We start from the raw sequence: 12,990 nt of genomic DNA on the forward strand, positions 1-12,990 counted from the left end.
CATCGGTCAGGAGTCCTTGCTGATGGTGATAGTCGGGAACTTGGACGAGAAGTCCTTGTTCTTGGCCGCTACGGCCACCGCCACCTGGCGCGCGAGGCTCTTGTAGAGGCCCGCGATTTCCCCGTCGGGATCGGCCACCACCGAGGGCTTGCCGCTATCGGCCTGGAGCCGGATGTTGATGTCGAGCGGCAGCGCGCCAAGGTAGGCGACTTCGTATTCCGCGGCCATCTTCTTGCCGCCTTCGGCACCGAAGATGTGCTCGACGTGCCCGCACTGGCTGCAGACGTGCACGGCCATGTTTTCGACCACGCCCAGGATGGGCACGCCGACCTTCTCGAACATCTTGATGCCCTTGCGCGCATCGAGCAGCGCGATGTCTTGTGGCGTGGTGACGATGACCGCTCCCGTCATGGGTACGCGCTGGCTGAGCGTGAGCTGGATGTCGCCAGTGCCGGGGGGCAGGTCGACGATTAGGTAGTCGAGGTCTTTCCAGTTGGTCTGCCGCAGCAATTGCTCGAGCGCCTGCACGGCCATCGGCCCGCGCCAGATCATGGCTTCGTCGGGCGCCACCAGGAAGCCGATGGACATGACCTGCACCCCGTAGTTTTCCAGGGGCTCCATGGTCTTGCCGTCGTCGCTGACGGGGCGGGCATCGATGCCCATCATGAGCGGCTGGCTGGGCCCGTAGATGTCTGCATCCAGCAGGCCGACGCGCGCGCCCTCGGCGGCCAGGGCCAGCGCGAGGTTGACCGCGGTCGTGCTCTTGCCCACGCCCCCTTTGCCCGAGGCGACCGCAATGACGTTCTTGACGCCCTGCAGCAACGGGACGCCACGCTGCACCGCGTGCGCGACGACCTCCGTGCGCACGTTCGCGCTCACGTTGGTTACGCCGGGCACTGTGCGGGCGGCGGCGATGAGGGCGCTGCGCAGGGCGGGTATCTGGCTCTTGGCCGGATAGCCGAGCAGGACGTCGAACGAGACGTCGCCGCCGTTCACTTCGAGGTTCTTGACCGCACGGGTGGAAACGAAGTCCTTGCCGGTGTTCGGGTCGATGACGGTTTGCAGGGCCTGGAGAATGGATTCGGGTGTGGCCATTGGAATGGACGTGCTCGTGAATGAAAAGCTGCGTGTCGCAGGGCCTATGGGGATATTAGACCATCTCCCGCGGGCAGGAAGAAATCGACCGAGGGTCGTCTATACTCGCCCGCATGATCGACAAAGATTCCATCACCGGCGTCATCTTGGCCGGAGGCCGCGGCAGCCGCATGGGCGGCGTCGACAAGGGGCTGCAGAATTACCAGGGCATTCCCTTGGCCATGCATGCGCTGCTCAGGCTGGCCCCGCAAGTGGGGCAGGTGCTGATCAACGCGAACCGCAACCTCGCGGCCTATGAGTCCATGGGCGTGCCGGTGTGGCCCGACGCGCTGCCCGACTACGCCGGCCCGCTGGCCGGTTTCCTGACCGGGCTCGAGCATTGCGAGACGCCATACCTGGTGACCGTGCCGTGCGACACGCCGAAGTTTCCGGAGGATCTCGTGGCTCGCCTCGCGGCCGGGCTCGAGGCGGCCGACGCCGAGATCGCGATGGCAGCGACGACGGAAGGCGGGGTGCTGCGCACCCAGCCTGTTTTCTGCCTGATGAAGACCGACCTGCTCGACAGTCTCGTGGCCTTCACGACGGCCGGTGAGCGCAAGATCGACAAATGGACCGCCACGCACCGCTGCGTCGAAGTTCCCTTCGACGACCCGGCCGCCTTTGCCGGCGCCAATACGCTGGCCGAACTGCAGCAGCTCTGACGCTATGAACGACAAGACCCTGCCTACCCTCGAAGAGATTTCGTCCTGTGTCAACGGCTATGATCCGAATGCCTTGCCGGTGGCGCAGGCGCGCGAGTTCATTGCCCGCCTCGTGCCGCGCGTCGAAGGCGTGGAGATGCTGGCGCTGCGCTCGGCGCTGGGTCGCGTGCTGGCGCGGGATGTCATCTCCGACATCAACGTACCCTCGCACGACAACTCGGCCATGGATGGCTATGCGCTGCGCGGGACAGACCTCGCGGCCGGCGGCGACACGGTCCTGCAGGTGGTAGGCAGCGGCTTGGCGGGCGATGGCTACCAAGGCGACGTTGCGCCGGGCCAGTGCGTGCGCATCATGACCGGCGCCACCATGCCCGCAGGGCTCGATACCGTGGTGCCACAGGAGTTCGTCAAGGTCGATGGCGACCGGGTCGTCATTCCCGCGGGGGCGGTCAAGCCCGGCGAGAACCGACGCCTGGCGGGCGAAGACTTGGCGCGAGGCGACGTCGCGCTGGCGGCGGGCCGCGTGCTGCGCCCGGCAGACATCGGCATGCTGGCCTCGCTCGGCCGGGCGGAGGTGCCCGTGTGGCGGCGCCTGCGCGTGGCTTTCTTTTCCACGGGCAACGAGTTGCGCTCGATCGGCGAGCCGCTCGATCCGGGCTGCGTCTACGACAGCAACCGCTACACCCTATGGGGCATGCTGCAGCGGCTGGGCGTGGATGTCCTCGACATGGGCGTGGTGCGCGACGATCCCCAGGCGCTCGAGGCGGCATTCCGCGAGGCCGCGGCCAATGCCGACGTCGTCATTACCTCGGGCGGCGTGAGCGTGGGCGAGGCCGACTACACCAAGGCCATCATGGCGCGGCTGGGCGACGTGCTGTTCTGGCGCATCGCGATGCGCCCCGGCCGCCCGATGGCCATCGGACGCATCGAGACCGGCGGCCGCGGCGCCATTTTGTTCGGGTTGCCGGGCAATCCGGTCGCGGTCATGGTGACGTTCTACGCCCTGGTGCGCGATGCCTTGCTGGCCATGAGCGGCGCGACGCCCGCGCCCCTCCCCATGCTGCGCGCAGCGAGCGTCACGCCCATACGCAAGAAGCCGGGGCGCACCGAATACCAGCGCGGCATCGTGACGCCTGCGGCCGATGGCGGCTGGGAGGTGCGCATCACGGGCTCGCAGGGCTCGGGCATATTGCGCAGCATGAGCCAGGCCAATGGGCTCGTGGTCCTGGCCCATGACCAGGGCAACGTGGCGGCGGGCGAACTCGTGGACGTCCTGCCTTTCGACGGGCTCATCTGATGACGCGCATCCTGGGGCTGGCCGGATGGAGCGGGGCCGGCAAGACTACGCTTTTGTCGAGGCTGATCCCGGCCCTGCGGGCCAAGGGCTATAGCGTCTCGACACTCAAGCATGCCCACCATACTTTCGACATCGACAAGCCTGGCAAGGATTCCTACCTGCACCGCGAGGCCGGCGCCTCGGAAGTGCTGATCGCGTCTGCGCACCGCTGGGCGCTGATGCACGAACTGCGCGGCGCGCCCGAGCCTTCGCTGGCCGAGCTGTTGCGACGCTTCAGCCCCGTGGACCTGATCCTCGTCGAAGGCTTCAAGCGCGACCCGCACGTCAAGATCGAGGTGCATCGATCGGCCAACGGCAAGCCGTGGCTGTACCCCGAGGACCCAAGCATCGGCGCGGTCGTCAGCGACGTGCCGCCGCCCGGTGGTTCGCTGCCTTGGGTGAGCATCGATGATTTGGGCGGGATTGCCGCCCTGGTCGTGGAGTTGGCGTGGCCGCTGGACAAGGCGCTGGATGTGCTGGGCGAACCAGGGGCCGCTGCGTCGGCGCGCTGATGGGCGGCACGGCGCAGGTCTCGGCCGGCACGGGGGCGGATACGCCTCGACCCCTTACAACCGCTTGATCAGCGAAGACGTATCCCAGCGGTTGCCGCCCATCTGCTGGATGTCGGCATAGAACTGGTCGACCAGCGCCGTCACCGGCAGGCGGGCCCCGTTGCGGCGCCCCTCTTCCAATACCAGGCCCAAATCCTTCCGCATCCAGTCCACCGCGAACCCGAAGTCGAACTGCCCGTCGACCATCGTCGCGCCGCGATTCTCCATCTGCCAGCTTTGCGCCGCGCCCTTGGAAATCACGTCCAGTACCAGCTTCATGTCCAGCCCGGCCTTCATGCCGAACGCGATTCCTTCGGCCAAGCCCTGCACTAGGCCCGCGATGCAAATCTGGTTGACCATCTTGGCCAGCTGGCCCGCGCCGGGCTCGCCTATGCGGGTGACCGCGCGTGAATAGGCCATCGCCACCGGCCGCATGCGGTCGAACGCTTCCTGGTCGCCGCCGCACATGACCGTGAGCACGCCGTTGACGGCGCCGGCCTGGCCGCCGGAAACAGGAGCGTCGATGAAGGCAACCTCCTGGTCGCGCGCCGTGGCGTATAGCTCGCGCGCCACCCTGGCCGAGGCCGTCGTGTGGTCGACCAGCAGCGTGCCGGGTTTCATGCCGGCCAATGCGCCATCCGGACCGAGCACGACGCTGCGCAGGTCGTCGTCATTGCCCACGCAAATGAACACGATGTCGGCGCCTTCGGCGGCTTCCCTCGGGGTCGGCGCGTGCGTGCCGACGAACTCCTGGGTCCATTGCCGTGCCTTGGAGGGGGTCCTGTTGTAGACCCGGACGGCATGTCCGGCTTGGGCCAGGTGGCCCGCCATGGGAAAGCCCATCACGCCCAGTCCGATGAAGCTGACGTTGAGGGGAGCGATAGATTCGTAGGTCTTGGTTCCAATCGATGTCATGCTGGATTCTCCATTGCCAAGGCAAAGTGTATATGTCGCTTCGCGAGAATGGTGCGCCGCCGCGGGCGTGTGGCGGACGGGGGCAAAAAAAAGGGCGCCACGTTGGCGCCCTTTTCATGCCGCGCGAGGCGGCGGTGGTGTCCGTCAGTCTTCGACGAAGGTTTCTTCGCGCTTCTTCCGGATCGTGGGCGAGGCCACGATGAGCACCAGGAAGACGGCCACACCGAGCAGCGTCGCCGACAGCGGGCGGGTGACGAAGGTCGAGAAATCGCCACGCGACAGGAGCAGCGCACGGCGGAAGTTCTCTTCCATCATGGGGCCCAGCACCAAGCCCAGCAGCAGCGGGGCGCCTTCGCACTTCAGCTTGAACCAGATGTAGCCGACCAGGCCGAAGGCTGCCGTCATCCAGATGTCGAACACGTTGTAGTTCAGCGTGTAGACACCGATCGAGCAGATCAACAGGATGGCCGGGAACAGGATGGGGTAGGGAACCTTCAGCAGCTTGACCCAGATGCCGATCAGCGGCAGGTTCAGGATCACCAGCATCAGGTTGCCGATCCACATCGACACGATCAGGCCCCAGAACAGGTCCGGGTTCGAGGTCATGACCTGGGGACCAGGCTGGATGTTGTGGATGGTCATCGCGCCGACCATCAGCGCCATGATCGCGTTGCCCGGGATACCCAGCGTCAGCAGCGGGATGAACGAGGTCTGCGAGCCGGCGTTGTTGGCCGATTCCGGGCCTGCCACGCCGCGGATGTTGCCCTTGCCGAAGGTTTCAGGCTTTTTCGAAAGTTTTTTCTCGACCGTGTAGGACGCGAAGGAAGACATCACCGCGCCGCCGCCGGGCAGGATGCCCAGGGCCGAGCCGATGGCCGTGCCGCGGACGATGGCGGGGGCAGCATCCTTCAGGTCTTCCCAGGTGGGATACAGGTGGCCGATCTTGTCCAGGAAGACTTCGCGTTCGTCCTTCTGCTCGACGTTGTTGATAATTTCGGAGAAACCGAACACGCCCATGGCCACGGCGGCGAAGTCGATGCCGTCGGTCAGCTCGGGGATGCCGAACGAGAAGCGGGCCACGCCGGAGTTCACGTCGGTACCGACCATGCCGATCAGCAGGCCGAGCAAGATCATGCAGATCGCCTTGATCAGCGAACCAGAGGCCAGCACCACGGCACCGATCAGGCCCAGCACCATCAGCGAGAAGTACTCGGCAGGACCGAACTGGAACGCGACTTCGGCCAGCGGGGGCGCGAAGCCGGCGATCAGCACGGTACCCACGCAGCCGGCGAAGAAGGAGCCGATCGCGGCGATGGCCAGTGCCTGGCCGGCGCGGCCGTTGCGGGCCATTTGGTAGCCGTCCAAGCAGGTCACCACGGCGGAGGTCTCACCGGGCAGGTTCACCAGGATGGCGGTGGTGGAGCCGCCGTACTGGGCGCCGTAGTAGATGCCCGCCAGCATGATCAGGCCGGCCACGGGGGGCAGCGCATAGGTGATGGGCAGCAGCATCGCGATGGTGGGGACGGGGCCGAGGCCCGGCAGCACGCCCACCAGGGTACCGATCAGGCACCCCACGAATGCATACATGATGTTCTGAAACGACAGGGCCGTATTAAAGCCTATGGCCAGGTGTTCAAGGAGTTCCATGTTGTGGCTTTCCTTAGTTCAAACCGAGAAACGAAGGCCACAGCGGGAAGATCAGACCCAGGCCCATAATGAAGATCACGTGGATCGCGATGGTCAGGCAGATGCCGTTGATGATCGCAACTTTCCACTTGAATTCGTGGCTGGCCATGCTGGAGAGCAGAACCAACAGGAAAGCGGAGAGGTAGAGGCCGAGCGGGCGGAGCAGGATGCCGAACAGGATCACGTTACCCAGGATGATGGCCATGATCTTGAGGTGGAACTTGGGCACCACCGTTTTCTCGGCCTTGGGCGACAGCGACGAGATGCCGATGATCGCACCGAGTATCGCCAAGATCACCCCTAGCCAGAAAGGGAAATATCCCGGCCCCATCTTTGCGGCCGTTCCCATCTGGTAGTCGACTGCAAAGTAGGCAAAAAATAGGCCGAGGGCGACGAACATCAACCCGGCCCAAAAATTTTGTTGTGACTGTATGCGCATTGAAGCGGGCTCCTATGACTTCACTTGCAAGGCCGGCATGTTAGCTCACGGCGAGCGCGCGCGAATCAAGAATTTGCCCTTATTGGGTCGGGGTTTTCCCGAAAAATGATGGATCGGCACAACGATGTGCCGAATTGATCTATATGACGTTCAGCCGCCTGTCAGCCTTGACAGATTTTTTGCCTTCTCGAAGTCATGCAGACTAGCCGGCGAGCGAGCGCAGGTCGGGCTCCTCGCACGTGTCGAAGAAGCAAGGCAAAAGGATGAACCATGGAGTCGAAACACTGGGAGGGGGACGGTCAGGATCGCAGGCAGCTCTTGACGCCGCGGGAGCGCGAAGTCATGGACCTGTTGATCGAAGGGCGGGCGAATAAAGTGATTGCCGATCGGCTCGGCATTTCGATACGCACGGTCGAAGTTCATCGTGCAAGAGTCTTGGCCAAGCTCGGCGCGCGCAATGCGGTGGAGCTGGTCTGGCGCCTGGTCTCCAGTCAAGGAATGGATGCGCCCGGCGCCCACGTCGCCGAGGGCGGGCCGGATCACCGTACACGCCCGCCCGCCGGGCATTGGGACAGGCGGGCCGGCTGAACCCGCGCCCGCAACGCGCTCCGGCTCGGTCAGTTCAGTTTCGCGCCGGAGGCCTTGACGATTTCCGCGTATTTGCGCAGGTCGGCCTGCACCAGCGCCGCCAGGGATTCAGGCGTGCCGGGCGCTGCATCCGAACCCATGCTTGCCAGGCGCTGGCGTACCTCAGGGCTCGTCAGCGCCCGTGCGAATTCTCGGTGCAGTTTTTGAATGACGTCCTGCGGCGTGCGCGCAGGCGCGAAGATGCCAAACCACGTTCCGAGATCGAATTCGCGGACGCCGGCCTCCGCCATGGTCGGGACGGCCGGCAGCAGGCGCGAGCGCGTCGCGGTGGTCACGGCCAGTGCCTTGAGCTTGCCGGAGGCGATCAAAGGCGAAGCCGCCGCGAGGTTGTCGAACATGAAATCGGTCTGCCCGCTCATCAGCGCCAGCTGCGCAGGCGTTGCGCCGGGATAGGGAATGTGCACCGCGAAGACGCCGGCGCGTGCCTTGAGCAGTTCGCCCGCGAGGTGGCCGGCGCTGCCATTGCCGCCCGAACCCATGTTCAATTTGCCGGGGTTGCGCTTGGCGTAGGCGACGAGGTCTTGCACCGACTCCACGTGCAGCTTGGCCGCCGTAGCCGGGTTCATCACCAGGACGTTGGGCACGGAGGCGACCAGGACGATGGGCGCAAAGTCCTTGACGGGATCGTACGGGATGTTCGGAAACAGCGCCGGGTTGATCGCATGCGTGGCGACCGCGCCCATGACGAGGGTGTAGCCGTCCGGGGCGGATTTCGCGACCATGTCGGCCCCGATGTTGCCGCCCGCGCCAGGCTTGTTTTCGACGATCATGGCTTGGCCCAGCGTGGGCCGGACTTTTTCGGCCAGGGTGCGCGCCATGACGTCGAGCGGGCCGCCGGGCGGATAGGGCACGATGAAACGGATGGGGCGCGAAGGATAGGCAGGCTGTTCCGCGGCGGCGGGCAACCACGCCACTGCGCATGCCAGCACAAGGCAGCTGGCTTGGACGATCCGGCGTCGATTCATGTCGGCATTCGTTCAGGATTTCTTCAGTTTGTGCGCGAAGCCCTGGCGCATCTTCGCGACCTTGGGGGCGATGACGAAGGCGCAATAGCCCTGGCCCGGGTTGCGAAGGAAATAATCGCGGTGATATTCCTCCGCGGGCCAGAACGTAGCGGGCGGGAGCAGCTCCGTCACGATGGGCGCGCGGAACACGTTGCGCGCTTCGAGGTCTGCGATGACCTCGCGCGCGGCCTGCTCCTGCTCCGGCGTTTGCCAGAAAATCGCGGAGCGGTATTGCGGCCCGACGTCGTTACCCTGCCGGTCGCGCGTGGTGGGGTCGTGCGAGGCGAAGAAAATCTCCAGCAGCTCCCGGTAGCCGATCACCTGGGGGTCGTAGGTGACGGACACGACCTCGATGTGGCCGGTATTGCCCGAGCAAACTTGTTCGTAAGTCGGCTGCTCCACGTGGCCGCCGGCGTAGCCTGGCTCGGCGCGCAGCACGCCTTCGATCTGCTGGAACACGGCTTCGATACACCAAAAGCAGCCGCCGCCGAACACGGCCGTTTCGACTTGTGCGGACATGACGTTCCTCACCTAGGATGCCGGCGCGCTGTGCGCCCAGGCCCATAGTGTATGCCGCCTGCGCGGAATTGCCGCGAGACGGCAGCGCTCATCGCTTCCCGGGCTTCAACGTGAGAATCCACTGCGCCAGCTGCCGTGCCTCTTCGTCGCTGACGGCGTTTTGCGCAGGCATGGGTATCGCGCCCCATTTGCGGAAGCTGCCCTTGCGGATGGAGGCAATGATCCTTGCTTCTGCTTCAGGGTCGCCTTCGTAGCGTTCGGCCACCCGCACATAAGAGGGGCCCACGCGCTTGGCGTCGACCTGGTGGCACGACAGGCAGTTCTTCGATTTGGCAAGGTCGAGGCCGGTGGTCTGTGCGCCGGCCGTCGTATGCAGCGTGGCGAGCGCCAGGAGTGCGCCGATGCACACGAAACGAACGGGGGTCATCTCTATTCCGAATTTGATGCGACGAGGCGAGGGCCAGAAGGCCCCGCGGGCCAAAGTATAAACACGGGGGCTTGTGTTGATGGCGGGCTGCGTCGATTTGTCGCGGCCGTGCGCTGGCGGGGAGTTATCATCCAGCACTCCGATACCGCCGGCCGGGGCACGCTTCGGCCTTTCAAAGGAAGGCGCGCGCAACATGTTGGTTCACCCGCAGTTTTCACCCATCGCGTTCGAAATCGGTCCCTTGGCCGTGCGTTGGTACGGCCTCATGTATTTGGTGGCCTTCGTGTTGGCCTGGACGCTGGGCCGCTGGCGCATCAGGCACGGCAAGACGGCGCTGACCCAGCGCGACCTGGACGATTTGCTGTTTTATTGCGTGCTGGGCGTAGTGGCGGGGGGGCGGCTCGGCTACGTGCTGTTTTACAAGCCTGCGTATTACCTCGCCCATCCGCTCGAGATCTTCGCCGTCTGGCATGGAGGCATGTCGTTCCATGGCGGCTTGCTCGGCGTGCTGCTCGTGATGGCGCTCTTTGCGCGGCGGCGGGGATTCCGTTTCCTCGAGCTCGGCGATTTCGTCGCGACCTTGGTGCCGCTCGGCCTGGCCGCCGGGCGGATGGGGAATTTCATCAATGGCGAATTGTGGGGCCGGGCCGCGTCCGTGCCTTGGGCCATGGTGTTTCCCCAGGCCGGAGACGGCGTCGCGCGCCATCCTTCGCAACTGTATGAAGTCGGCCTGGAGGGCTTGGCCCTTTTTGCGATCGTGTGGATATTCGCGAGCCGGCCGCGGCCCGTCGGGCAGGTGAGCGCGGTGTTCCTGGCCGGCTACGGCGTGTTTCGTTTCCTGGTGGAATACACCCGGGAGCCGGACAGCTTCCTTGGTACCCTGGCGGGAGGGCTCAGCATGGGCCAGTGGCTGTCCCTGCCCATGGTGCTGGCCGGCATCGCGATATTTGCCTGGTCGCGGCGGCGGGCGGCGGCCTGAGCCGCCGCGCACGGTTACTGCAGGTACACCGTCCCGCGGATCGAAACCGTTACCGTCGATTTGCCGCCTTCCAGCGGCAGGTCGGCCATTTTGGCTTCCATGGCCGGCGCAGCCATGGCGTAGGCGCGCGGCGCCGGCGTGACCGTGCCGCTGCCGCTCAGGTCGATCTGCTTGATCGCGTAGCCCGAGAAGCCGAAGGATTTGGCCGCCAGCGCGGCGCGCGCATCGAAGGCCTTGGCCGCTTCGGCCAGCAGGCGTTGCTCTTCTGCCTCCCGCGCTTCGCGCGATAGGGAGAACGCCACATTGGAGACAGCCATGTGGCGGCTCAGCTCGCCGGCCAGCTTGGAGGCCGCGACGAAGTCCTTGGATTCCAGGATCAGCTCGGCGCGGCCGCGCCAGCCTGTGATGCGTCCGTTGCGGTCGGTGTTCGCCCAGATGTTGTAGTTGCCAGTACGCGCGCTGACGGCACGGCCTTGCTTGGCCTCGGCCAAGGTGGTCTCGAGCACCTGGTTGAGCTCTTGCGAAAGCTTGGTCTGGTCCGTTCCTTCGATTTCGCGCGAGAGCGTGATCGTCACTTTGTCTTGCGCCACTTCCGCGGTTGCACCGGCCGAAAGCGTCATCGTCGGCCGGTCTGGCTTGGCCTCTGATGCGGTCTGCGCGAGGGCAGCGGAGGATGTCGCGGCGAGCGCGGCGAAAGAGGCGCCGAGCAAAACCCGGCGAACCATTAGGGCAGGGGCAAAGCGATGATCCATGGCGTGATTCCTTGTTTTAGTGGGAAAACAGGGCTGACGGCGCGACGGATCCGGGCGAGCGCTACGCGGCGCCGAGCGAGGTGACGCCCTTGTATAGCATGTACACGGCCAGCAGCATCAGCAGGTAGGCGAAGATGCGCTTGAGCGACTTCACCGGCAGCTTGTGCGCAGTGGCCGCGCCGACAGGCGCGAGCAGTACGCTGGATACGATTAGCACGAGCAGTCCCGGCCAATAGACATACCCGAGCATGCCGGGTTGCGTGCTGGCCTGCTGCATGCCTGACCAGATGTAACCGATGGTGTTGGCGGCCGCGATGGGGAAACCGAGGGCGGCCGATGTGGCCACGGCGTTGTGCAGCGGCACGTTGCACCAGGTCATGAAAGGGACGGACACAAAGCCGCCGCCTGCGCCCACCAGCCCCGAGAGAAAGCCGATGCCCGCGCCGGCCGCGGAGGTTCCCACCGTGCCGGGCATTTGGCGCGAGGGCTTGGGTTTCTTGTCGAGCAGCATTTGCAGGGCCGAGTAGCCGACGAAGATGGCGAACGCGAGTGCGAGCCAGCCCGTCTTCAGGAAAGAGAACACGGCGCCGCCCGCGAGCAGGCCACCTACCACGAGTCCCGGCGCAAAGCGCGCCACGATGTCCCACCGTACGGCGCCGCGCTTGTGGTGCGCGCGCACGCTCGAAATGGACGTGAAGAGAATGGAAGCCATGGACGTTGCGATCGCCGCATGCACGACCAATTCGGGCGGCAGCTGTTTCCACGTGAACAGCATGGTGAGGAAGGGCACCATGATCATGCCTCCCCCTATGCCGAGCAGCCCGGCGGCAAAGCCGGTGCAGGCGCCGAGAACCAGTAGTGCGACGATCAATAAAGGATCCATGTCTTTCGGAAGTCTTGAGTAAAAAAGAAAGAGGTTGCCGCGGGCGAGCGGTTTCCAAGGCCCAAAAAAAAACCGGAGCACACACGTGTATGCTCCGGTTGGAGTAGGGTCCCCGCCTGTGTCGTTAGGCCGGCATCCTGAACCGAGGGTTCAAGGTGGTCGCGGTCAGCCTCGCTTCGGGTTCGTCTGACGAGAGACGATCACGCCCGCGGGCAATTTCCACAACCTCATGCCATAAGCATGGGTCCAAGAAATATATGGCCAAACACGAGCACGGCAGGGAAAACTGATCATACGCGCTTGTGCAGGACCGAAAAGTACCGCACAAACATCAAAACTCAAAACAACTTTTCTTGGGTGCCCAAGGCTGCATCGACCATGCGATGCATGTCCTCAATTTTACGCTTATAGTCGCCGACCGCAAGGCGAGAATCTGGAGACTTCGCATTCATGAGCTCGCCGGCCAATTGCAGCGCAGCCATGATGGCGATGCGCTCGGTGCCGACGACCTTACCGCTGGCCTTGATGCGATGCATGGTGCGGTCGACCATGTGGGCCGCGGTGAGCAGGGCTTCTTTTTCGGATGGTTCGCAGGCGAGCGGATATTCCTTGCCGAATATCGTGACGTCAAGTCGTTCCATATAGACTCCGAGCGCCCGGATCGGCGCCTTCTGCAGCGGGTGGAGAAGCGTTGTCCGTTTGGGCTTCGCCTTCGCCCTCGGCTTCGCCGGTCGGCTCCTCGCCGCCCGGCAGGCGGGCCAGCACACCTTCGACCCGCGCCTGCGCAGCCGCCAGCGCCTCGCGCAGCACGCGGATGTGCGAGTCGCGCTGGGCGAGGCTCTTGCCCAGCGCCGCGTTTTCTTCGCGCAGGCTTTGGGTCAGTTCCGTGAGCTGGCGTATGCGGCTGGCGAGCAGGTCGAGATCTTCGAGCATGGGCGTATCGTAAACCATCCAGTGCCGGGAATTGTAGCGAACCGCCGTCACTCGCGAGCCCCGTGCGGCCCCACTGTATCAATTGCTTGCAAGCGGTCCGCGCTTGGATGGGGCCGGGGATG

16 protein-coding genes and 1 other RNA gene are annotated in these 12,990 nt (G+C 64.8%); 5 read left to right on the forward strand and 12 right to left on the reverse strand.

Translation table 11 applies throughout. The annotated features are described in order from the left end of the window. Positions 1-6: 6 nt before the first annotated feature. A complete protein-coding gene (gene apbC / locus IRZ12_RS02695; protein WP_296463818.1) occupies positions 7-1,095 on the reverse strand; it encodes an iron-sulfur cluster carrier protein ApbC in 1,089 nt (362 codons plus the stop codon). Positions 1,096-1,208: 113 nt separating this feature from the next. Between apbC and mobA the strand changes: the two genes are divergently transcribed. The 3 genes from mobA to mobB are packed head-to-tail and all read left to right on the forward strand — an operon-like array spanning position 1,209 to position 3,644. Beyond that, positions 1,209-1,796: a molybdenum cofactor guanylyltransferase MobA gene (gene mobA, locus IRZ12_RS02700; protein WP_296463820.1), complete on the forward strand. Its 588-nt coding sequence runs from the start codon at positions 1,209-1,211 to the stop codon at positions 1,794-1,796. Between the two features lie 4 nt (positions 1,797-1,800). After that, complete coding sequence (gene glp / locus IRZ12_RS02705) at positions 1,801-3,093, forward strand: gephyrin-like molybdotransferase Glp (RefSeq protein WP_296463821.1); 1,293 nt, start codon at positions 1,801-1,803, stop codon at positions 3,091-3,093. Beyond that, positions 3,093-3,644 carry a molybdopterin-guanine dinucleotide biosynthesis protein B gene (gene mobB / locus IRZ12_RS02710; RefSeq protein WP_296463823.1) on the forward strand — a complete coding sequence of 184 codons (552 nt, stop codon included), beginning with the start codon at positions 3,093-3,095 and terminating at the stop codon, positions 3,642-3,644. The genes glp and mobB overlap by 1 nt, the downstream gene beginning before the upstream one ends. A 54-nt stretch (positions 3,645-3,698) precedes the next feature. Here the strand turns inward: mobB and IRZ12_RS02715 are convergent, their stop codons facing one another. From IRZ12_RS02715 to IRZ12_RS02725, 3 genes are all read right to left on the reverse strand, one after another. Continuing rightward, on the reverse strand, positions 3,699-4,598 hold the full coding sequence (locus tag IRZ12_RS02715; RefSeq protein WP_296463826.1) for an NAD(P)-dependent oxidoreductase: 900 nt from the start codon (positions 4,596-4,598) through the stop codon (positions 3,699-3,701). A gap of 144 nt (positions 4,599-4,742) precedes the next feature. Continuing rightward, on the reverse strand, positions 4,743-6,245 hold the full coding sequence (locus IRZ12_RS02720) for a tripartite tricarboxylate transporter permease (RefSeq protein WP_296463827.1): 1,503 nt from the start codon (positions 6,243-6,245) through the stop codon (positions 4,743-4,745). A gap of 13 nt (positions 6,246-6,258) precedes the next feature. Then, positions 6,259-6,723, reverse strand: coding sequence for a tripartite tricarboxylate transporter TctB family protein (locus IRZ12_RS02725; RefSeq protein WP_296463829.1), 465 nt, complete (start codon positions 6,721-6,723; stop codon positions 6,259-6,261). Positions 6,724-6,993: 270 nt separating this feature from the next. Between IRZ12_RS02725 and IRZ12_RS02730 the strand changes: the two genes are divergently transcribed. Next, positions 6,994-7,311: a response regulator transcription factor gene (locus IRZ12_RS02730; RefSeq protein ID WP_296463831.1), complete on the forward strand. Its 318-nt coding sequence runs from the start codon at positions 6,994-6,996 to the stop codon at positions 7,309-7,311. A 29-nt stretch (positions 7,312-7,340) separates the two neighbouring features. On the opposite strand, the gene IRZ12_RS02735 is transcribed toward IRZ12_RS02730, so the two are convergent. The 3 genes from IRZ12_RS02735 to IRZ12_RS02745 all read right to left on the reverse strand — a co-directional run bounded on the left by IRZ12_RS02735 (position 7,341) and on the right by IRZ12_RS02745 (position 9,321). Continuing rightward, entirely contained in the window at positions 7,341-8,336 is a 996-nt protein-coding gene (locus tag IRZ12_RS02735; RefSeq protein WP_296463833.1) for a tripartite tricarboxylate transporter substrate binding protein, read from the reverse strand. 12 nt (positions 8,337-8,348) lie between these two features. Further along, positions 8,349-8,894, reverse strand: coding sequence for a peptide-methionine (S)-S-oxide reductase MsrA (msrA, locus tag IRZ12_RS02740; RefSeq protein WP_296463835.1), 546 nt, complete (start codon positions 8,892-8,894; stop codon positions 8,349-8,351). 88 nt (positions 8,895-8,982) lie between these two features. Next, complete coding sequence (locus IRZ12_RS02745) at positions 8,983-9,321, reverse strand: c-type cytochrome (RefSeq protein ID WP_296463837.1); 339 nt, start codon at positions 9,319-9,321, stop codon at positions 8,983-8,985. A 193-nt stretch (positions 9,322-9,514) separates the two neighbouring features. Between IRZ12_RS02745 and lgt the strand changes: the two genes are divergently transcribed. After that, the gene (lgt, locus tag IRZ12_RS02750) at positions 9,515-10,300 is read left to right on the forward strand and encodes a prolipoprotein diacylglyceryl transferase (RefSeq protein WP_296463841.1); all 786 of its coding nucleotides are present in this window, start codon (positions 9,515-9,517) and stop codon (positions 10,298-10,300) included. A gap of 14 nt (positions 10,301-10,314) precedes the next feature. Here lgt and IRZ12_RS02755 read toward each other — a convergent pair whose 3' ends face one another. From IRZ12_RS02755 to IRZ12_RS02775, 5 genes are all read right to left on the reverse strand, one after another. Further along, positions 10,315-11,052: an SIMPL domain-containing protein gene (locus tag IRZ12_RS02755; RefSeq protein ID WP_296463842.1), complete on the reverse strand. Its 738-nt coding sequence runs from the start codon at positions 11,050-11,052 to the stop codon at positions 10,315-10,317. A gap of 61 nt (positions 11,053-11,113) precedes the next feature. Then, on the reverse strand, positions 11,114-11,935 hold the full coding sequence (locus tag IRZ12_RS02760) for a sulfite exporter TauE/SafE family protein (RefSeq protein WP_296463844.1): 822 nt from the start codon (positions 11,933-11,935) through the stop codon (positions 11,114-11,116). A 105-nt stretch (positions 11,936-12,040) separates the two neighbouring features. Then, positions 12,041-12,221: non-coding RNA, 6S RNA (gene ssrS, locus IRZ12_RS02765), on the reverse strand. Between the two features lie 52 nt (positions 12,222-12,273). Further along, on the reverse strand, positions 12,274-12,576 hold the full coding sequence (locus IRZ12_RS02770) for a cell division protein ZapA (RefSeq protein WP_296463846.1): 303 nt from the start codon (positions 12,574-12,576) through the stop codon (positions 12,274-12,276). Then, complete coding sequence (locus tag IRZ12_RS02775) at positions 12,563-12,868, reverse strand: hypothetical protein (protein ID WP_296463847.1); 306 nt, start codon at positions 12,866-12,868, stop codon at positions 12,563-12,565. The genes IRZ12_RS02770 and IRZ12_RS02775 overlap by 14 nt, the downstream gene beginning before the upstream one ends. Positions 12,869-12,990 lie beyond the last annotated feature (122 nt).

It is taken from the genome of Pigmentiphaga sp. (assembly GCF_019689535.1).
Lineage (GTDB): Bacteria > Pseudomonadota > Gammaproteobacteria > Burkholderiales > Burkholderiaceae_B > Pigmentiphaga.